Raw genomic sequence first — 18,390 nt, 5'->3', positions numbered from 1 at the left:
GAAAGGTAGAAGTCTGTGAAACAGAACTCCCTGAATGGATGGTTCAAGAGCGGCGCCCCTGGCGTCTGGATCAGCGGTGGCGCGGTGTCCATTGCGGTCATCATGACCATTGGTTTGCTGGCCGTGATTGCAGTGCGTGGCCTGGGTCACTTCTGGCCGGCCGACCTGATCCAGGCCAACTACAACGTGCCGGGCCAGGCAAACCATGTCGTCATCGGCGAAGTGGTGCAGAAGGAAGAAGTCCCCCGCGAGCGCCTGAAAAGCGCTGGCCTGCCGGTGCCGGACCAAGGCCCGGAGTTCATGACCCGCGAGCTGATCAAGGTCGGTAACCGCGACCTGAACGGCAATGACTTCACCTGGATCGTCGGCGAGTGGCTCAAGGACCAGACCACGCCGGCGAACCTGATGACCATCGAGCGTCGTGAGTGGGGTAATTTCTACGGCACCCTGGTCAACGTTAAACAGGACGGTAAAGTCATCGCCGAAGGCGAGGCCGCATGGCCGGAGCTGCAGGCCCGTGTGGATCGCGTCAACAAGCTGGCCGCTCAACTCAAAACCCTGGAAAAATCCGACATCGGCGCGATCAACGCCGGGCTGGAGCGCATCCGCCTGCACGGTCGCAAGCTGGAGCTGGAAGGCAAGCTTGACGCCGCCGCCCAGGCCGACATGGACGCCGACCGCGCCGAGCTCAATGCCCGCTACCAGGACATCGAGGCACGCCTGGCCGACCTGCATGCCCAATTCAACCGCGACGCCCTGACCGCCCGCGACGGCAACGGCAAGGAAGTCGAAATCGGCATCGGCAAAGTGGTGCACGCCTACCAGCCGAATGCCATGGGCACGATCACCAAGGTCGGCTTCTACTTCAGCAAGGTCTGGGAATTCCTCAGCGATGACCCACGGGAAGCCAACACCGAAGGCGGGATCTTCCCGGCTATCTTCGGCACCGTGATGATGACCCTGATCATGGCGATGATCGTCACTCCGTTTGGCGTGCTGGCGGCGGTGTACCTGCGTGAATACGCCAAGCAGAACACCCTGACGCGGATTATCCGCATCGCCGTGAACAACCTGGCGGGCGTACCGGCCATCGTCTACGGCGTGTTCGGCCTGGGCTTCTTCGTGTATGTATTGGGTGGCTCGGTAGACCGGCTGTTCTTTGCCGAAGCCTTGCCGGCGCCGACGTTCGGCACGCCGGGTTTGCTCTGGGCCTCGCTGACCCTGGCGCTGCTGGCGGTGCCGGTGGTGATCGTGGCCACCGAAGAAGGCCTGGCGCGGATTCCTCGCACCGTCCGTGAAGGCTCCCTGGCACTCGGCGCGACCAAGGCGGAAACGCTGTGGAAGATCGTGCTGCCGATGGCCAGCCCGGCGATGATGACGGGCATGATCCTCGCCGTGGCCCGCGCCGCCGGTGAAGTGGCGCCGCTGATGCTGGTCGGCGTGGTGAAACTGGCACCGTCGCTGCCGTTGGACGGCAACTACCCGTACCTGCACCTGGACCAGAAGATCATGCACCTGGGCTTCCATATCTATGACGTCGGCTTCCAGAGCCCCAACGTCGAAGCCGCCCGGCCGCTGGTGTACGCCACCGCCTTGCTGCTGGTACTGGTGATCGCCACGCTTAACTTGTCGGCAGTGTGGATCCGTAACCACCTGCGCGAAAAATACAAAGCGCTAGACAGCTAAGCGGGCCGGACACGGTCAATGTGGGAGCTGGCTTGTCTGCGATGCAGGCGACTCGGTTTAGCAGGTACACCGCGGTGATGCCATCGCAGGCAAGCCAGCTCCCACAGGGGTCAGCGCCAGACACAGATTTTTGAGTAAACCGCCCCGGCGGTTCAACGAAACGAATTGGTAGCACAGGGAGCATCCCATGCAACAAGACACCCACACCCACGGCATCAACATGTCTGCCCTGGGTCGCGACAAGCAGAGCCTGAGCCTGGCCCAGGAAACCGTGGCCATCGAAGTGCCGGGCCTGAGCCTGTACTACGGTGAAAAACAGGCGCTGTTTGACGTCAGCATGAACATCCCCAAGCAGCGCGTGACCGCCTTCATCGGCCCGTCGGGCTGCGGCAAGTCCACGCTGCTGCGTACCTTCAACCGCATGAACGATCTGGTGGACGGTTGCCGAGTGGAGGGCGCGATCAACCTCTACGGCACCAACATCTACCGCAAGGGCGAAGACGTGGCCGAGCTGCGTCGCCGCGTGGGCATGGTGTTCCAGAAGCCCAACCCGTTCCCCAAGACCATCTACGAAAACGTGGTCTACGGCCTGCGCATCCAGGGCATCAACAAGAAGCGCATCCTTGACGAAGCCGTTGAGTGGGCCCTCAAGGGCGCGGCGCTGTGGGACGAAGTGAAAGACCGCCTGCACGACTCGGCCCTCGGCCTGTCCGGCGGCCAGCAGCAGCGTCTGGTGATCGCGCGGACCATCGCCGTGGAGCCGGAAGTGTTGCTGCTCGACGAACCTTGCTCGGCTCTCGACCCGATCTCGACGCTGAAAGTCGAAGAGCTGATCTACGAGCTCAAGTCCAAGTTCACCATCGTTATCGTGACCCACAACATGCAACAGGCGGCGCGGGTTTCCGACTACACCGCGTTCATGTACATGGGCAAGCTGGTGGAATTCGGCGACACCGATACCCTGTTCACCAATCCGGCGAAGAAGCAGACCGAAGACTACATCACTGGTCGCTACGGCTAGTTGGGGCAGCTGCAAGCCGCCAGTTTCAAGCGGTAAGTAAAAGCAGTTCAACGGAACGACACACATCAGCTTGCAGCTTGTAGCTTGCGGCTTACAGCTTTTGCGGAGCAAACGCATGATTAGCAAAGAAGGCCTTACCCATCACATCTCCGCGCAGTTCAACGCCGAGCTCGAGGAAGTGCGCAGCCACCTCCTGGCGATGGGCGGGCTGGTGGAGAAGCAAGTCAACGATGCGGTCACCGCGCTGATCGAGGCCGACTCAGGCCTGGCCCAGCAAGTGCGTGAGATCGACGACCAGATCAACCAGATGGAACGCAACATCGACGAAGAATGCCTGCGCATCCTCGCTCGTCGCCAGCCGGCGGCGTCCGACCTGCGGTTGATCATCAGCATCTCCAAGTCGGTGATCGATCTGGAGCGCATCGGCGATGAAGCCACCAAGATCGCCCGTCGTGCCATCCAGCTGTGCGAAGAAGGCGAAGCGCCGCGTGGTTACGTGGAAGTGCGCCATATCGGTGACCAAGTGCGCAACATGGTGCGCGATGCACTCGACGCCTTTGCGCGCTTCGACGCCGAGTTGGCGTTGTCGGTGGCCCAGTACGACAAGATCATCGACCGCGAATACAAGACCGCGCTGCGTGAGCTGGCGACTTACATGATGGAAGATCCGCGCTCTATCTCGCGGGTCTTGAGCATTATCTGGGTGCTGCGTTCCCTGGAGCGTATCGGCGACCACGCGCGCAATATCTCGGAACTGGTGATTTACCTGGTGCGCGGGACCGACGTACGGCACATGGGCCTCAAGCGCATGAAGGCCGAAGTTGAAGGTTCGGCCGATCTAATCCCTAATGTTCCGGGCGAATCTGACGATAAGTAAGATTGCCCGAGAAATAAACGCCCGGCCTTTGGTCGGGCGTTTTTGTTTGTGGCCGCTGAATTTTTTGCGGATCGGATGAAAAAAGTCCGAACGTGACTACAGGGTTTTGGCAAAATGCCATCAGTCAGGCGTCTTGCGTGCCGAAGTTTTTATAGGATGAAGGGTCGATGAGTAAAGTCAGTGTATTGGTGGTGGATGACGCCTCGTTTATCCGCGACCTGGTGAAGAAGTGCCTGCGCAACTACTTCCCCGGGATCAAGCTTGAAGACGCGGTGAACGGCAAAAAGGCCCAGGCCATCCTGATGCGCGAGACCTTCGACCTGGTGCTGTGCGACTGGGAAATGCCGGAGATGTCTGGCCTTGAACTGTTGACCTGGTGCCGTGAGCAACCTCACCTCAAAGCCATGCCGTTCGTGATGGTCACCAGCCGTGGCGACAAGGAAAACGTGGTCCAGGCCATCCAGGCCGGGGTTTCCGGCTACGTCAGCAAGCCGTTCACCAACGAGCAGCTGCTGAACAAGGTCAAGCAGGCCCTGCACAAGATCGGCCGTCTCGACGCCCTGGTCGCCAGCGCGCCGACCAAAATGAACTCGGCTTTCGGCAACGATTCCTTGAGCGCCCTGACCGGCGGCAAACCCGAAGTGGCGCGTGCGGCTCCTGTTGCGGCTGCTGCTCCTGCGCCTAACAAAGGTTTGCTCAACAGCCCTCCGGTGCAGGCCCCGGTAGCGGCTGCGCCGGCTGGCGGTCGTGGCCAGGGCCAATTGCGTCTGTCCAGTGGCACCCAGCAATGCGTGATCAAGGCGCTGAGCATCAAGGAAGCGCTGCTGGTAGTACGTCGCAGCGAAGTCCTGCCCCAGGTACTGGAAAGCGCTGTGCTCGACCTGGAACAAGGCGACAACGCCGAAGTGGCCCGTCTCAACGGCTACTTGCACGCTATCGTCGCCTTCGAACCCAAGCCTGACAGCGATTGGCTGCAACTGACCTTCCGGTTCATCGACCAGGACGCGCAGAAGCTCGATTACATCTCCCGTCTGATCGCACGGGGTACGGCGCAGAAGCATTTTGTGCCGGGTGCGTGATCCTGAGGGGCACCGTACAACTGTGGGAGGGGGCTTGCCCCCGATGGCGGCGGTTCAGCTAAGCAGCCGGTGGCTGACATCCCGCAATCGGGGGCAAGCCCCCTCCCACATTGGGATCTCCAGTGTGGCGCATAGAGTTGTCATGATTCCTTGGTAACCTGCCGGTCAGTCATCCCGGCAGTTTCACGCTATGCTCATGCGCTTACTACTGTGCTGCGGGCTGGCAGCGGTCGTCACTTCGACCCAGGCCATGACCCTCTACAAATCCGTCGATGCCAATGGCCTGGTGTTTATCAGCGACCGGTATACGCCGGGTGCCCTGGCGTTCGTGATCCAGGAGCGCAAGGTTGAGCGACCGATGCTTGTCGTGCCCAAGCCCAATCGTCCACAACAAGCCTACCGCTATCCCTTGCCCTGGCGTGGCGGCCCATTTCGCCTGACCCAAGGTCCCAACGGCACTTTCAGCCATACCGATAGTAAGAGCCGCTACGCCATGGATATCGCCATGCCCGAAGGCACGCCAATCATCGCGGCGCGTAGCGGGGTGGTGGTGAAAACCGAGAACGGGCAGACCGGGCGTGGCAGTGATGCGTCGGGGAATTTCGTGAGGGTGCGCCACGATGACGGTACCGAGGGCGTGTACCTGCACCTCAAGCAAGGCTCGGTCAGTGTCAGGGTTGGGCAGCGTGTGGCGGTAGGAAACCCGCTGGCGTTGTCGGGCAATACCGGCAACAGCAGCGGGCCACATCTGCATTTTGTGGTGCAGCGCGCCACCGAGGCGGGGCTGGTGTCGATCCCGTATGAGTTCAACCAGCCGGTCGGCGCATTGCCCAATTTTGCATTGGGCAATTGACGATCAATCCAGCAACAGCACCTTGGCCAGTACGATCTTCGGCCCTTTCATCTTCTTGATGATGATGCGCAAGCCTTCGACCTCCAGCACTTCTTCCTCTTCCGGCACGCGCTTGAGGGTGTCGTAGATCAGACCGGCCAGGGTTTCGGCTTCGATGTGGTCCAGGTCGACACCCAGCAGGCGCTCGACCTTGAACAGCGGCGTGTCGCCACGCACCAGCAGCTTGCCCGGCTGGTAGGCCAGGATGCCGCGCTCGGCCTTGCGGTGTTCATCCTGGATATCGCCCACCAGCACTTCCAGCACGTCTTCCATGGTGAGGTAGCCGATGATCTTGCCGTCGGCTTCTTCCACCAGGGCGAAGTGCGCGCCGCCTTTGCGGAACTGTTCCAGCAGTTGCGACAGCGGCATGTGCCGCGACACGCGCTCGAGCGGGCGGGTCAGCTCGGCCAGGTTGAACGACTCGGGAATGTGGTCCAGGGCCGCCAGTTCCAGCAGCAGGTCCTTGATGTGCAGCAGGCCCACGAATTCGTTGCGCACCGCGTCATATACCGGGTAGCGGCTGAATTTGTGGCGGCGGAACAGCGCGAGGATTTCCTTGAGCGGGGCGTTGAAGTCCAGGGTGACCAGGTCTTCTCGGGAGTTGGCCCAGTCCACCACTTCCAGCTCGCCCATTTCCACGGCGGAGGCCAGCACGCGCATGCCTTGGTCGCTCGGGTCCTGGCCACGGCTGGAGTGCAGGATCAGCTTGAGTTCTTCACGGCTGTAATGGTGTTCGTGGTGCGGGCCGGGCTCGCCTTGGCCGGCGATGCGCAGGATGGCGTTGGCGCTGGCGTTGAGCAGGTAGATCGCCGGGTACATGGCCCAGTAGAACAGGTACAGCGGCACCGCCGTCCACAACGACAGCAGTTCGGGTTTGCGAATCGCCCAGGACTTGGGCGCCAGCTCACCGACCACAATGTGCAGGTAGGAAATCACGAAGAAGGCGGCAAAGAACGACACGCCCTTGATCACTTCCGGCGACTCGACGCCCACGGCGCCCAGCAGCGGCTCAAGGATGTGCGCGAAGGCCGGCTCACCGACCCAGCCCAAGCCCAGGGAGGCGAGGGTGATGCCCAGCTGGCAGGCCGACAGGTAGGCGTCGAGCTGGCTGTGCACGGTGCGCAGGATCTGCCCGCGCCAGCCGTTCTTGTGGGCGATGGCCTCGACCCGGGTGGCGCGCAGTTTGACCATGGCAAATTCGGCCGCAACGAAGAAACCGTTGAGCAGTACCAGGATCAGTGCAAAAAGAATCATACCGAAGTCGGCGAAGAGTGTAGCGAGGGTGATACCAGGGGAAGGGTCCATGATGGGGTTTTGCAGGTTCCGTGTGTTCAATAAGGGGTGTCAGGCGGGCCTGGAAGGCAGGCGCAAGTCTGCCAATGTAGCGGCTGACGGGGCGCTTGCCTAGTGCCCACTGCCGGGCGGGCCGTCAGGTGTCCTGATCAATTGCCTTCGATCGTGTCATCTGTGCTGGCGGAAAATGGCAGGTAAACGTGCTGCCATGGCCCAACACGCTGCTGATCTCCAGGCGTGCGCGGTGACGCAGCAGCACGTGCTTGACGATCGCCAGGCCAAGCCCGGTGCCGCCAGTGTTGGAGTTGCGGCTGGAGTCGACGCGGTAGAAGCGCTCGGTCAGGCGCGGCAAGTGCTTGGCGTCGATGCCGATGCCGGAGTCCTGCACACTCAGGTGCGCGCCCTGTTCGTCGGCCCACCAGCGGATGCGGATGTTGCCTTTATCCTGGGTGTACTTCACGGCGTTGAACACCAGGTTGGAAAACGCGCTGCGCAACTCGCCTTCGCTGCCTTTGAGCAGCACGGCGGGGTCGGCTTCCAGGGTGATCTGCTGGCCGCGTTGGCCGGACAGGGCCTGGGCGTCGTTCTTGATGGTCTGCAGCAGGCTTTGCACGGCGACAGGATGGTTATCCGACGGGTAATCGGTCGCCTCCAACTTGGCCAGCAACAGCAGGTCGTTGAGCAGTGTCTGCATGCGTGAACCTTGCTGCTGCATCTGTTGCAGGGCACGGCTCCAGCGCGGGTTGATCTCGTCGACGTTGTCCAGCAGCGTCTCCAGGTAGCCGCAGATCACCGTCAGCGGTGTGCGCAACTCGTGTGAGACGTTGGCGACGAAGTCTTTGCGCATCTGTTCCAGCTGGTGGATGCGGGTGACGTCACGCACCAGCATCAGGTGCTCGTTGTTGCCATAGCGCGTCAGGTACAGCTGGATGCGCACGCGGTCATTGGTGGGCGAGGGGATTTCCAGGGCTTCTTCGTAGTTCTCCTGTTCGAAGTACTCCTTGAAGCGCGGGTGGCGCACCAGGTTGGTCACCGGCTGGCCGCTGTCCTGGGGGGTCTTGAGGCCCAGCAGGGTCTCGGCGGCGCGGTTCCACCACTCCAGGTTGCCGTCGCTGTCGAGCATGATCACCGCGTCTTTCAACGCGGCGGTGGACTCCTGCACCCGGTCGATCACGGCTTGCAGGCGCCCGCGCACCCGTTGGTCGCGGCGCTGCAAGTGATAGATGCTGTCGAACACTTCGCCCCACAGGCCGTAGCCATCGGGCGGTGCTTCATCGGGTTTGTGCTGGCGCAGCCATTCATGCAGGCGCAGCAGTTGCTTGAGGGTCCAGCCCAGGTACAAGGCGATGCCGGCTGCCAGGCTCCAGCCGTAGTAACCGCTGACCAGACCCACCAACAGGCAGCCGGTGATCAGCAAAAGCATGTGGCGGATCAGGGTGCCATGCCAGTTTTGGTTCACGATCGGTCCTTCGGACAGTGAAAAGTTTCAAGCTGCAAGCTTCAAGTCAGAGCAGATCAGCTTCTACTTGCCGCTTGTAGCTGAGAGCTTGCAGCTGATTTCAACCTTTGGTTGAAAAGCGGTAGCCCGTGCCGCGCACGGTTTGTACCAGATTCTCGTAGGCATCGCCCAAGGCTTTGCGCAGGCGCCGGATATGCACGTCCACGGTGCGCTCTTCCACATACACATTGCCGCCCCACACCTGGTCCAGCAATTGGCCACGGGTGTAGGCGCGTTCCTGGTGGGTCATGAAGAATTGCAGCAGGCGGTATTCGGTCGGCCCCATCTCGGCCGGCTTGCCGTCGATGGTCACGCGGTGGCTGATCGGATCCAGCAGCAGGCCGCCGACTTCGATAGGCGCCTCGCCATCGGTTGGGCCGGCGCGGCGCAATACGGCTTTCAGACGAGCGACCAACTCGCGTGGGGAAAACGGCTTGGTGATGTAGTCGTCGGCACCGACTTCCAGGCCCTGGATCTTGTTGTCCTCTTCGCCCTTGGCGGTGAGCATGATGATCGGGATGTCCCCGGTCAGTTCGTCACGCTTGAGGCGGCGGGCCAGTTCGATACCGGAGGTGCCGGGCAGCATCCAGTCCAGCAGGATCAGGTCCGGCTTGCGGTCGACGATAATGGCATGGGCCTGCTGAGAGTTCTCCGCCTCCAGGCAGTCGTAGCCGGCCATTTCCAACGCAACGGCGATCATCTCGCGGATGGGCGCTTCGTCGTCAACAATCAGAATGCTCCTGCCAACCATGCTCAAAAATCCTCTTGTCATTTAACTGTCTTGCGCCGCATTAGATAACGGAATTATTGCAGTCGTGTGACAGTAATTTAGTCGCTCGGGCAATTCCCGCCTCACTGGGCTACGCTTTGGGTCCGAATCCTGACAACCGAAAAAGGAAGGTTCCGATGACTTACAGCACGATTTCCTGGAAAGCCCTGCTGGTAACGGCCGCGTTGACGCTGCCGACCCTGGCATTTGCGGCGGAGCCGGCGATGACTAAAGACGGAATGCTGGTCGACCACAAGGGCATGACCCTCTACACCTTCGACAAGGATGCCGACGGCAAGTCAGTGTGCAAGGACCAATGTGCGACCAATTGGCCGCCGCTGAAGGCGGAGTCCACCGACACGTCGATGGGCAAATGGACCGTCATCACTCGCGACGACCAGACCAGCCAGTGGGCCTATGAGGGTAAGCCGGTCTACACCTACAAGGATGACCACAAGGCGGGCGATAAGACCGGTGATGGCAAGGGTGGGGCGTGGCACATCATCAAACCCTGATCACAGGGTACCGTTGAAAACATCGCGGGCAAGCCCGCTCTTACAGTGGAACGCATTCCAAATGTGGGAGCGGCGGTGCGACGATTCGACTTGCCCGCGAAGGCGTAAGCCCGGCCGCCACAAAGACCTCAGCGCAACGCGTAATCCAGCACAATCCCGATAAATATCGCCAGCCCCGCCCAGTGGTTGTGCAGGAACGCCTTGAAGCACTTCATCCGATCCTTGTCCCGGGTGTACCAGAATTCCCAGGCAAAACAGCCGGCCGCTGCCAGCAGCCCCAGGTGAAACCAGCCGCCCAGCTCAAACCGGGCTCCGGCCAGCAACAGGCACGCCAGCGACAGCCCTTGCAGGGTCAGGATGATCACGCGATCAGCTTCGCCGAACAGAATGGCCGTGGATTTCACGCCGATCTTCAAGTCGTCATCGCGGTCGGTCATCGCGTAATACGTGTCGTAGCCCACCGTCCACAGCAGGTTGGCGATATACAACAGCCACGCGGCGGCAGGCAGGCTGCCAGTCTCGGCGGTGAACGCCATCGGCATGCCCCAGGAAAACGCCGCCCCCAGCACCACTTGTGGGTAATAGGTGTAGCGCTTCATGAACGGATAGCTCGCCGCCAGGGCCAGGCCACCCAGGGACAGCAGGATGGTGGTGGCGTTGGTCAGCAGCACCAGCAGGAAACTGATGCCCATCAACACCGCGAAAAACACCAGCGCCTCTTTCGAACTGATCTTGCCGCTCACCAGCGGGCGCTGCTCGGTGCGCTTTACATGGCCGTCGACCTTGCGGTCCGCCCAGTCGTTGATCACGCAGCCACCGGCGCGGGTCAGCACCACGCCCAAAACGAAAATCACGATATTGATCAAAGAGGGCGAGCCTTTGCCGGCGATCCACAGCGCCCACAGCGTCGGCCACAGCAGCAGGTAGATGCCGATGGGCTTGTCCATACGGGTCAGTTGGATGAAATCCCAGGCCCTGGGGTTCAGGTGATTCAGGGACTTGAGCAGACCTTGGTACATCAGCAGTTCTCCGGATGGGCGTGCAACGCGTGCCAGAAGCTGGGCAGAAAGATCTCCGCGACCAACACGCTCAAGGGGCCGCGATCAAAGCGTGAACGGCGTGCCCACAGACCGTCGACCTGATCCGCCACAGGCAGCCATTGTTGTGGGTAATGGCACACCTCGATTGCCTGGCGAGTGAATGCCTGGTCGCAGAACAGCAATTCGCCCAGCGAGCGACTGCCCAATTCATCCATATGCAAGCCGTCACCCTGTAAAGCGCTGCGTGCCGCCACACTGCGCGCGAACACCCAAGGCTGGCCGTGGCCACGCAAATACACCTCGCGCACCCAGCCGATACTGGCCGGTGGCAGTGCCAGGGCGGCGCATTCATCGTCGCGCAGCGGCTGCCAGCCCTCGAACAGCGGCGTCACGCTGAAACCATCGTTGGACAGCCACGTCAGCCGCCGCGTCAGCGAGTCTTCGTTGAACAGCCAATTGAGGGTCAGGGGCGCGGGCGCAGGGAGCAGACGGCTCTGGATCAGCCATTGGCAAGCATCGGGAGGGTCGATTGAGTGCGGCACGGTGAGTCAGTATTGGCAGCAAAAGAGGCGGCGAGCTTACCATGGCGTCCCGGGTTTTTGCCGGTCTGAACCGGCTGTTTGCGTCGATCGTGCTTGCATCTGCCGGCCCTGATCAGTACAAAACGCCCTGAGCCGCACGGCAACGTGGGTCTATCGACCGTCGGCCAAGATGCCTGACCCTGAGGAAGCAAGTGATGAAGAAGTGGCAATGTGTAGTCTGTGGCCTGATCTATGACGAGAAAGACGGCTGGCCGGATGACGGAATTCTGCCTGGCACCCGTTGGGAAGACGTCCCGGAAGACTGGCTGTGCCCGGACTGCGGCGTGGGCAAAATGGATTTCGAAATGATCGAAATCGGCTGATTTTTGGTTTTCAGATACGTACTACAAGGAGAAGGGAATGAACGCACCTGTCGTGATCATCGGCACAGGATTGGCCGGTTACAACGTGGCCCGGGAGTTTCGCAAGCTCGACAGCGAGACCCCCTTGCTGCTGATCACCGCGGATGACGGGCGCTCCTACTCCAAGCCCATGCTCTCCACCGGCTTTGGCAAGAACAAGGAAGCCGATGGCCTGAGCATGGCTGAACCCGGCGCCATGGCTGAGCAACTCAAGGCCGAAGTGCGCACTCACACCCGCGTCAGCGGCATCGACCCCGGCCACAAGCGCCTGTGGATCGGCGAGGAAGCGGTGGCTTACCGCGACCTGATCCTGGCCTGGGGCGCAGAAACCGTGCGTGTGCCGGTTGAGGGCGATGCGGCTGAACTGATTTTCCCGATCAACGACCTCGAAGACTACGCACGCTTTCGTGCCGCTGCTGCCGGCAAGCGCCGCGTACTGCTGCTCGGCGCCGGCCTGATCGGCTGCGAGTTCGCCAACGACCTGATCCTTGGCGGCTATGAGATCGACCTGGTAGCGCCGTGCGAGCAGGTCATGCCAACCTTGCTGCACCCGGCCGCCGCCGCAGCGGTACAGGCTGGCCTTGAAGGCCTCGGCGCGCGCTTCCACCTGGGCCCGGTGCTCAATCGGCTGCAGCGCACTGCTGACGGCCTGGAAGCCCATCTTTCGGACGGTGAAGTGATCGCCTGCGACCTGGTGGTCTCCGCCATCGGGCTGCGCCCGCGTGTCGACCTGGCCGCCGCCGCCGGCCTGCAGACCAACCGCGGGATCATGGTGGACCGCCACCTCAAGACCTCCCACGCCAATATCTACGCCCTGGGCGACTGCGCCGAGGTTGACGGCCTTAATCTGCTGTACGTAATGCCACTGATGAGCTGCGCCCGCGCCCTGGCCCAGACTCTGGCAGGCAACGCCACCGCCGTCAGCTACGGCCCGATGCCGGTGACCGTCAAGACGCCGGTCTGCCCGCTGGTGGTCTCGCCACCGCCACGCGGAACCGAAGGCGTCTGGAGCGTGGAAGGCGAGGGCGCCGACATCAAGGCCCTGTGCCGCGATGCCAGTGGCCGTCTGCTGGGTTACGCACTGACCGGCACTGCGGTGATGGAAAAACTGGCCCTCAATAAAGAACTTCCGCCGTTGCTGGCGTAAATACCGGTCGTTCTGTCGGATTAAGCACGTTTTTCCCACTAGAAAGGTCGCCGCTAGACTGGCGCGGCGTCCGATGGCATGCCATCCTCACTCCCGTCTGCCGCAGAGTAGAGCCTGCGGCGCTTTGGGCGCTGCTCCAGAAGAGAGCAGCACGGACATAACAACAAAAAACCGTCAAAGAGGCTTCACTTATGCGTAAACCAGAACTCGCAGCCGCCATCGCTGAAAAAGCCGATCTCACCAAAGAACAGGCCAACCGCGTCCTCAACGCCGTTCTCGAAGAAATCACCGGCGCCCTGCACCGCAAGGACAGCGTCACCCTGGTTGGCTTCGGCACCTTCCTGCAACGCCACCGCGGCGCCCGCACTGGCAAAAACCCTCAAACCGGTGAGCCGGTGAAAATCAAGGCCAGCAACACGGTTGCGTTCAAGCCAGGCAAATCGCTGAAAGACACTGTTAACGCGTAAGAGCGTTACCGTCTCGAAGGGGGCGGGGTGGTAGGAGAGATGGGCACGCCGACTGGGTCGGGTGCCCATTTTTTGTAGGCTGGAGAATGTCTGGCCAGTAGTAACCTCCCGGTTACAACTCACCCCAAGGATCAAATTTATAAGTGGCATCCAACGGTGTGAACGCTAGCCCAAAGAGCGCCTTGGATTCGAACATCGCCTTGAATTCAGCCGAACAGACCGTTTCGTTAATATCCGTGCATAGAAACAGGTGTTGATGAATACCCGGTTTTATCTTGAATGATTCGATGGACTCAAAAACGATAGCGGGTACATCACTTTCTTCTGGTGTCTTGAGTTTGCCGGTGTATTTGTCGCGGTCGATGGTGAATACCGAATGCTCAAGATCAAGCAGGCTGAGTCGGGCGGTCGGAACGAAAAGGTTGTAGCGTTTTTCAGGTGTTTTTTTTCCTTTTAACTCTATCTCGACCTGACGCGTGATATGAGGAATTTCGAGCGTTGCGCAGATGTTCAAGACGGCATCTGTCGCCAGCAACTCCTCAATCATGAGGTCCGCTTTCAACTCCTTGATCTTGGCCTTGACTTTATAAGCGCTAGCAAACTGACTCTCATCCGGTGTTTCTGAAGGGTAATGAAACTCCGGGACGCCAGGAGTCCAGTCCGACTCAAAGAAGCTGGGCGCATCCGTCCCGTTGGTGTGGTAGTTCACGATGAAGAAATCAGCGCTGGCGCCGGTCATAAAAGTCGTCCTGTAACTGCATCAGTTTTGAAGAGGCCATTCTGCAGCCCGCCGCTCGCCCATTTTTGGATGTTCGAGACTTCCAGTGCGAGGTCCATATCAGATAACCCGGCTTGTTGTTTGTTCAAGCTCCTGAGCCTGTCCCTGACAGCATCGGTGTACTTGTTATGGTTCGACCAATGTCCAGGAAGCTGCGTTTTAGCGGCAAGGTCCTTTGATCCTGGCAGGAAAGCACCGTTGGAGGCGCCATCCGGGTCCCAACCTATCTTTTTCAGCCTGGAGAACATTTTGCCGAACTCTTTGTGTTTGATCAGCTCCTCGGGTATCAGGTGATGGTTGGCCATACCGTCACCTTTGCGAGCCCCCATGTTCTTGCCTAGCTTCGTCGAGCACCAGCCCAGTGGGTCACTCCAGCCCAGAGGGTTGGTGGCGTACTGATAGAGGTTAATGCCGCCCAGCAATCCAACCGGGTCTTCTGTAGTGAATCTGCCGATATCGGGGTCATAAAAGCGGAACGTGTTGTAGTGCAGTCCGGTTTCTCGGTCCAGATACTGGCCTTGGAAGCGAATATTCTGATCTTCCAGATAGTAGGGTTCCCGTTCTTCACTAACGGTATTACCCCACACCTGATAGATCGCTTTCCAGACGATGTTTCCATCGCTCTCGGTCAATTGCTCGGGCAAGCCATTGAGGTCGTTGTGGTAATAACGGGTCTTCTTGTGCACGCCCAATCCATCGACTCGCGCCAAGGGCTCGTGTCCTTGATTGAGATAGACATAGAGGCTGCTGCGTTCATTTTGCGTCTCTGAGAGCAGTCGCAGACCGTCCCAAATGAAGCTGACTTGGCTCAAGGTATAACCATTGCGATCCTGTTCGGTCTTTTTGATACGCCGATCCAGCGCGTCGTAGACCATCCGAACCACATGGCCCTTTTCATTGCGTACTTCTACCAGGCGGCTTTCGGCGTCATAGCTAAACCGTTGTACACCGTATCGCCCGCTGCGCTTTTCGATTACTCGGCCGAAGCCGTCATAGCGATAACGCTTGTCTTGAAAGCTGACCAACCTGTTGTGGAGCACCTTCCCCTGGCTGGGGTTGACGCTGTCAAGCAAGTTGGCTGCTGCGTCATATGCAAAGGTCTCACGAGCGCCGTACAAAGAGTCTTGGCTCGCGATAAGGCGGTCTGTTGCGTCGTAATGAAACAGTTGTTGATGGCGCGCAGAGGGCCGCTGATCGAGCTTTCCGATCAAATTGTCAGCCGGGTCGTACTCGAACTGTCTTTGCATATCGGGTGACAGCAAGGCGGGCTGGCTGTCATGACGGCGTATGCGAGCACGTAGGCGGCCGACGGGGTCGTAGTCGCTGCGCGTACTAAGCTGGCCCTGAGTGCGCAAGACTTCACGATGGAGTCGGTCACGCTCGAAGTCACTGATCACGTCGCCGTCAAGATTGATCTGGTGCAAATGACCGCTCCCGTAGTAGAGGCGGTTGAGCCAGCGGCCATCAGGCACCTGGGTTTGTATCAGGTTGCCGAGTTCATCATAGCGATGGTGAAGGCTGCCAGAGGCACTGTGTTCCTCAAGCAATTGGCCGAGCGCGTTGTAGGCAAAGCCAAGGCTCTGCTCAGCGCCCGACGCATCCTTGAACGTGACGGCGCTGAGTTGGTTCAGTGGATCGTACTGGTATTCGGTGCGACCATCATCCGTGACTTTTGCGATCAGTCGTCCAACGGCGTCGCGTTCCAATTGATGAATGATCGGTGCTTCAGGTGCTTGGGAGACAATTGCGAGCCCGGTGCCATAAGGCGCTGGAGTGGACGTCACGCGGATCAGGTTGTCCAGCCCATCGTAGGCGTAGGATTTTGTACCCCCGTCGAGGCCTTGTTGCTGGATCATCCGATCACAGGCATCCCAGGTGAACCGATAGCGCTCACCATTTTCGTTGCTCAACGACTGTAGCCGGCCGAACGTGTCATAGCCCAGGCTAACCTGGCGACCCTGTGCATCCGTACGTTGGCAGACCTGGCCCCTGCGATTGTGCTGGTAAAGAGTCGTGTGCCCCGCAGGGTCTGTATGACCCAGCAGTAGGCCGGCACTGTCGCGCTGGAAATATTCGGTTCGACCGTCCGGAAATTGCTTGCTGATCAGCCGACCCTGGCGGTCATGCTGGAACTGCGTGCGTTCGCCCATTGCATTGGTAATCACCTGCAAGTACCCGTGAGGGTCATAGCCAAAGCGAGTCGGGAATCCCGAGCAATCCAAGTGGTCGGTCAGTTGCCCGAGCGTGTTCCATTTCAACTGTTTGCTTTTGCCGGTTGCATCTATGACCTCCACCACCAGGCCTTGTGCGTTATAGCGATAACGGGTCATATGGCCCAGCGGGTCGGTCTCGGCGACACAATTACCGCGTTGATCATAGCGATACTGCCAAGTGTTACCGGCGGCGTCGGTTTGTGTGCGTGGCAGCGACCAATGCTCCAGCCAAAGCGTGGATACGCTACGCCCGAGTGGATCCGTCTCAGCCGTCAGGTTGCCGGACTCATCGTAGCTGTATTCGTAGCGCCCCCCTTGAGGGTCCGTAGCGCTCAGTAACTGACGCTCGTCGTTCCACTCGAATAGCCAGGTTTTATCCAGATTGTCGGTGAATGCGATTATCTGATGCTGGGCATTCCACTGACGAGTACTGACACGTTGCAGGCTGTCTGTGACGCGTGTGATGCCCTTTTGCAAGTCATACTCGAATTGGTAGGCGTCGCCCTCGTCGGTCCAGTGTCGTACTACTCGCCATTCAGTGTTGTCGATGTGCCCCCACTCATAAAAGCAGCGCAGACCGGTAGGGAGTTGGTGTTCAATCATCCTGCGACCGGCGTCGTAGGCAAAGCGTCGCTGAACCTCGCCGGACGCGTTGCTTACTTGCGCCAATTCACCTATCGCGTTGTAGCGGTAGCTGACGAGAACCTCACGCGGCTGGTCGGCGTACAGGCGTTCGATTCGCTCCAGGCGATCCTGGTCGTAAACCAGCTCAACCTGGACCTGGTTCGATGTGTCCCGCAGGCGCGCAATGCGGCCGTTCTCGTGGTAACCGACGAAAATCCGATTGTCATTGCGATCCCCCAACTGACTCAACCGAAGGTGCGTGGTCGAACCTGGTGTGAGATCGAAGAGGCGATACAACCCATCATCGCTCTCGATCAATAACTGACCGTTGTGATGGCGCCTGAAGCTCAGTACTTCTGCAGGGCTGAACATTGCGCTGCCTGGCACAAGCGAGCCCAGGTTGATACGCCGCCCTTGCTCATCTGTATAGATCAGCTCCTCGCCGCCTTCAGGATGCATCAGGATTTCGACACTCACCTCATAGGCAACGCTCCAGCCCGCGCCGAAGAGCCCTGCTGTGCGTATATCGTGGCTGTTATAGACGCGCTGCCAGGCCATGGGCAACGCACCTGGCAGTACAAAATCCAACTCATTCGTGCCGCCCAGTATTTTGGCGCCTGTCGCGGTATGCACGGGGTTAAGTGAAGACATGGCGGCGTTTGTCATGGCGCCGATGGCCTGGCTCACGGCAAAGGAGCTGACACCGCCCAACAACATGCACGGCAAATTACTCAGCGTCTTGCCCTTGGCTCCTTTAAGCATCATCAATGCTTCAATCGCCAAGCCAACGCCGGGGGTCTTCCCACTGCGAATTTCCTGCACCACCACTGTCCCACCACCAATGGTGACGTTTGGCGAGATCAGCCCCGACGACACCACCGTCGCCTCGCACATGCTGCGATCACCGCTGCGCACGGCGGGCTGGCCGTTGATGGTGACTTTGTCAGACCCTTCGGCCAGAAGCTGTGGCGGCATGGGCGGATGGCGGGCGCACAGGACCATGTCGGTGAGGGCCGGCACCACACCCGGTGCAGGCGTGGCGACGGTGGGCCGCCATAGCTGGGAGAAGAAACCCTCGGCCATGTCCAGGAAGCCAGGCTCGGGTTTTGGCTCGGGGTCGGGCTCCGGCGGCGCTTGCTCAAGCTCCGTACCAGCGGGCGCCACGTGCGAAGGAATGGAGCCCGCGGCCCGCGCAGCCGGAATGCTGTTGACGAACGTGTCGGTCGAACCCACCGCAATCGTGGCTTCCACCACCGGTGGAAACAGCGCATTGGCGAAACTCTCGCACATCTTACTGAGGCCCTTGTCGGCCCCCGTCTTGCTCATGGCCATGCCGACGACAATGCCCACCACAGCGCCGAGGATGCAGCCGCCGATACCGGCGGTAGCAATCGTCACCCCCACGGCGGCCGCGACTGCGGCAGTCGCCAGTGCCGTGATCGCCACGTTGGCCGCCACCTCCAGCACGCCGCCGAGGATATCCGCCATCATCGAGGTGTGGGTCAGTGCATCGCCCATCCGGGCCGCCCATAACGCGTCAGACATGCA

At 60.2% G+C, this 18,390-nt stretch carries 16 protein-coding genes; 9 read left to right on the top strand and 7 right to left on the bottom strand.

Annotation, left to right across the window (positions count from 1 at the left end):
- The first annotated feature begins 15 nt into the window (after positions 1–15).
- From pstA to KUA23_RS29650, 5 genes are all read left to right on the top strand, one after another.
- The gene (pstA, locus tag KUA23_RS29670) at positions 16–1,686 is read left to right on the top strand and encodes a phosphate ABC transporter permease PstA (protein ID WP_078050771.1); all 1,671 of its coding nucleotides are present in this window, start codon (positions 16–18) and stop codon (positions 1,684–1,686) included.
- Positions 1,687–1,873: 187 nt separating this feature from the next.
- Positions 1,874–2,707, top strand: coding sequence for a phosphate ABC transporter ATP-binding protein PstB (pstB, locus tag KUA23_RS29665; RefSeq protein ID WP_078050770.1), 834 nt, complete (start codon positions 1,874–1,876; stop codon positions 2,705–2,707).
- A 115-nt stretch (positions 2,708–2,822) separates the two neighbouring features.
- Positions 2,823–3,584, top strand: coding sequence for a phosphate signaling complex protein PhoU (gene phoU / locus KUA23_RS29660; protein ID WP_010207581.1), 762 nt, complete (start codon positions 2,823–2,825; stop codon positions 3,582–3,584).
- Between the two features lie 167 nt (positions 3,585–3,751).
- Positions 3,752–4,663: a response regulator gene (locus KUA23_RS29655; RefSeq protein WP_078050769.1), complete on the top strand. Its 912-nt coding sequence runs from the start codon at positions 3,752–3,754 to the stop codon at positions 4,661–4,663.
- A 190-nt stretch (positions 4,664–4,853) separates the two neighbouring features.
- Positions 4,854–5,516: a M23 family metallopeptidase gene (locus KUA23_RS29650; RefSeq protein WP_252993238.1), complete on the top strand. Its 663-nt coding sequence runs from the start codon at positions 4,854–4,856 to the stop codon at positions 5,514–5,516.
- A 3-nt stretch (positions 5,517–5,519) separates the two neighbouring features.
- On the opposite strand, the gene KUA23_RS29645 is transcribed toward KUA23_RS29650, so the two are convergent.
- The 3 genes from KUA23_RS29645 to phoB form a co-directional block, all read right to left on the bottom strand.
- Complete coding sequence (locus KUA23_RS29645; protein WP_010207573.1) at positions 5,520–6,860, bottom strand: hemolysin family protein; 1,341 nt, start codon at positions 6,858–6,860, stop codon at positions 5,520–5,522.
- 124 nt (positions 6,861–6,984) lie between these two features.
- Positions 6,985–8,271, bottom strand: coding sequence for a phosphate regulon sensor histidine kinase PhoR (phoR, locus tag KUA23_RS29640; protein WP_218170090.1), 1,287 nt, complete (start codon positions 8,269–8,271; stop codon positions 6,985–6,987).
- 136 nt (positions 8,272–8,407) lie between these two features.
- Positions 8,408–9,097: a phosphate regulon transcriptional regulator PhoB gene (gene phoB / locus KUA23_RS29635; protein WP_003176964.1), complete on the bottom strand. Its 690-nt coding sequence runs from the start codon at positions 9,095–9,097 to the stop codon at positions 8,408–8,410.
- Between the two features lie 155 nt (positions 9,098–9,252).
- Between phoB and KUA23_RS29630 the strand changes: the two genes are divergently transcribed.
- On the top strand, positions 9,253–9,630 hold the full coding sequence (locus KUA23_RS29630) for a COG4315 family predicted lipoprotein (RefSeq protein WP_100491870.1): 378 nt from the start codon (positions 9,253–9,255) through the stop codon (positions 9,628–9,630).
- 128 nt (positions 9,631–9,758) lie between these two features.
- Here KUA23_RS29630 and ubiA read toward each other — a convergent pair whose 3' ends face one another.
- Entirely contained in the window at positions 9,759–10,649 is an 891-nt protein-coding gene (ubiA, locus tag KUA23_RS29625; protein WP_252993237.1) for a 4-hydroxybenzoate octaprenyltransferase, read from the bottom strand.
- Positions 10,649–11,212, bottom strand: coding sequence for a chorismate--pyruvate lyase family protein (locus KUA23_RS29620; RefSeq protein WP_214497150.1), 564 nt, complete (start codon positions 11,210–11,212; stop codon positions 10,649–10,651). The genes ubiA and KUA23_RS29620 overlap by 1 nt, the downstream gene beginning before the upstream one ends.
- A 194-nt stretch (positions 11,213–11,406) precedes the next feature.
- Between KUA23_RS29620 and KUA23_RS29615 the strand changes: the two genes are divergently transcribed.
- The 3 genes from KUA23_RS29615 (at position 11,407) to KUA23_RS29605 (ending at position 13,227) form a co-directional block, all read left to right on the top strand.
- Positions 11,407–11,574: a rubredoxin gene (locus KUA23_RS29615; protein ID WP_015886569.1), complete on the top strand. Its 168-nt coding sequence runs from the start codon at positions 11,407–11,409 to the stop codon at positions 11,572–11,574.
- A gap of 37 nt (positions 11,575–11,611) precedes the next feature.
- Positions 11,612–12,760: an NAD(P)/FAD-dependent oxidoreductase gene (locus tag KUA23_RS29610; protein WP_078050763.1), complete on the top strand. Its 1,149-nt coding sequence runs from the start codon at positions 11,612–11,614 to the stop codon at positions 12,758–12,760.
- Between the two features lie 191 nt (positions 12,761–12,951).
- A complete protein-coding gene (locus KUA23_RS29605; RefSeq protein WP_003176958.1) occupies positions 12,952–13,227 on the top strand; it encodes an HU family DNA-binding protein in 276 nt (91 codons plus the stop codon).
- Positions 13,228–13,339: 112 nt separating this feature from the next.
- Here KUA23_RS29605 and KUA23_RS29600 read toward each other — a convergent pair whose 3' ends face one another.
- Positions 13,340–13,966, bottom strand: a complete 627-nt coding sequence (locus KUA23_RS29600; protein WP_100491872.1) for a hypothetical protein — start codon at positions 13,964–13,966, stop codon at positions 13,340–13,342.
- Positions 13,963–18,387 carry an RHS repeat-associated core domain-containing protein gene (locus tag KUA23_RS29595; RefSeq protein ID WP_252993236.1) on the bottom strand — a complete coding sequence of 1,475 codons (4,425 nt, stop codon included), beginning with the start codon at positions 18,385–18,387 and terminating at the stop codon, positions 13,963–13,965. The genes KUA23_RS29600 and KUA23_RS29595 overlap by 4 nt, the downstream gene beginning before the upstream one ends.
- Between the last annotated feature and the right edge of the window lie 3 nt (positions 18,388–18,390).

The organism is Pseudomonas pergaminensis (assembly GCF_024112395.2).
Classification (GTDB): domain Bacteria; phylum Pseudomonadota; class Gammaproteobacteria; order Pseudomonadales; family Pseudomonadaceae; genus Aquipseudomonas; species Aquipseudomonas pergaminensis.
The sequence above is the reverse complement of the archived record's forward strand: the minus strand, read 5'-3'. Positions and strand labels throughout refer to the sequence as shown.

What these genes read in the sequence shown, in the direction of transcription:
- KUA23_RS29655 (WP_078050769.1), top strand. Translation starts at nt 3,752, where the DNA reads ATGAGTAAAGTCAGTGTATTGGTGGTGGATGACGCCTCGTTTATCCGC.
- phoB (WP_003176964.1), bottom strand. Translation starts at nt 9,097, where the DNA reads ATGGTTGGCAGGAGCATTCTGATTGTTGACGACGAAGCGCCCATCCGC.
- KUA23_RS29650 (WP_252993238.1), top strand. Translation starts at nt 4,854, where the DNA reads ATGCTCATGCGCTTACTACTGTGCTGCGGGCTGGCAGCGGTCGTCACT.
- KUA23_RS29605 (WP_003176958.1), top strand. Translation starts at nt 12,952, where the DNA reads ATGCGTAAACCAGAACTCGCAGCCGCCATCGCTGAAAAAGCCGATCTC.
- KUA23_RS29615 (WP_015886569.1), top strand. Translation starts at nt 11,407, where the DNA reads ATGAAGAAGTGGCAATGTGTAGTCTGTGGCCTGATCTATGACGAGAAA.
- pstB (WP_078050770.1), top strand. Translation starts at nt 1,874, where the DNA reads ATGCAACAAGACACCCACACCCACGGCATCAACATGTCTGCCCTGGGT.
- phoR (WP_218170090.1), bottom strand. Translation starts at nt 8,271, where the DNA reads ATGCTTTTGCTGATCACCGGCTGCCTGTTGGTGGGTCTGGTCAGCGGT.
- ubiA (WP_252993237.1), bottom strand. Translation starts at nt 10,649, where the DNA reads ATGTACCAAGGTCTGCTCAAGTCCCTGAATCACCTGAACCCCAGGGCC.
- phoU (WP_010207581.1), top strand. Translation starts at nt 2,823, where the DNA reads ATGATTAGCAAAGAAGGCCTTACCCATCACATCTCCGCGCAGTTCAAC.
- KUA23_RS29595 (WP_252993236.1), bottom strand. Translation starts at nt 18,387, where the DNA reads ATGTCTGACGCGTTATGGGCGGCCCGGATGGGCGATGCACTGACCCAC.
- KUA23_RS29630 (WP_100491870.1), top strand. Translation starts at nt 9,253, where the DNA reads ATGACTTACAGCACGATTTCCTGGAAAGCCCTGCTGGTAACGGCCGCG.
- KUA23_RS29600 (WP_100491872.1), bottom strand. Translation starts at nt 13,966, where the DNA reads ATGACCGGCGCCAGCGCTGATTTCTTCATCGTGAACTACCACACCAAC.
- KUA23_RS29610 (WP_078050763.1), top strand. Translation starts at nt 11,612, where the DNA reads ATGAACGCACCTGTCGTGATCATCGGCACAGGATTGGCCGGTTACAAC.
- KUA23_RS29645 (WP_010207573.1), bottom strand. Translation starts at nt 6,860, where the DNA reads ATGGACCCTTCCCCTGGTATCACCCTCGCTACACTCTTCGCCGACTTC.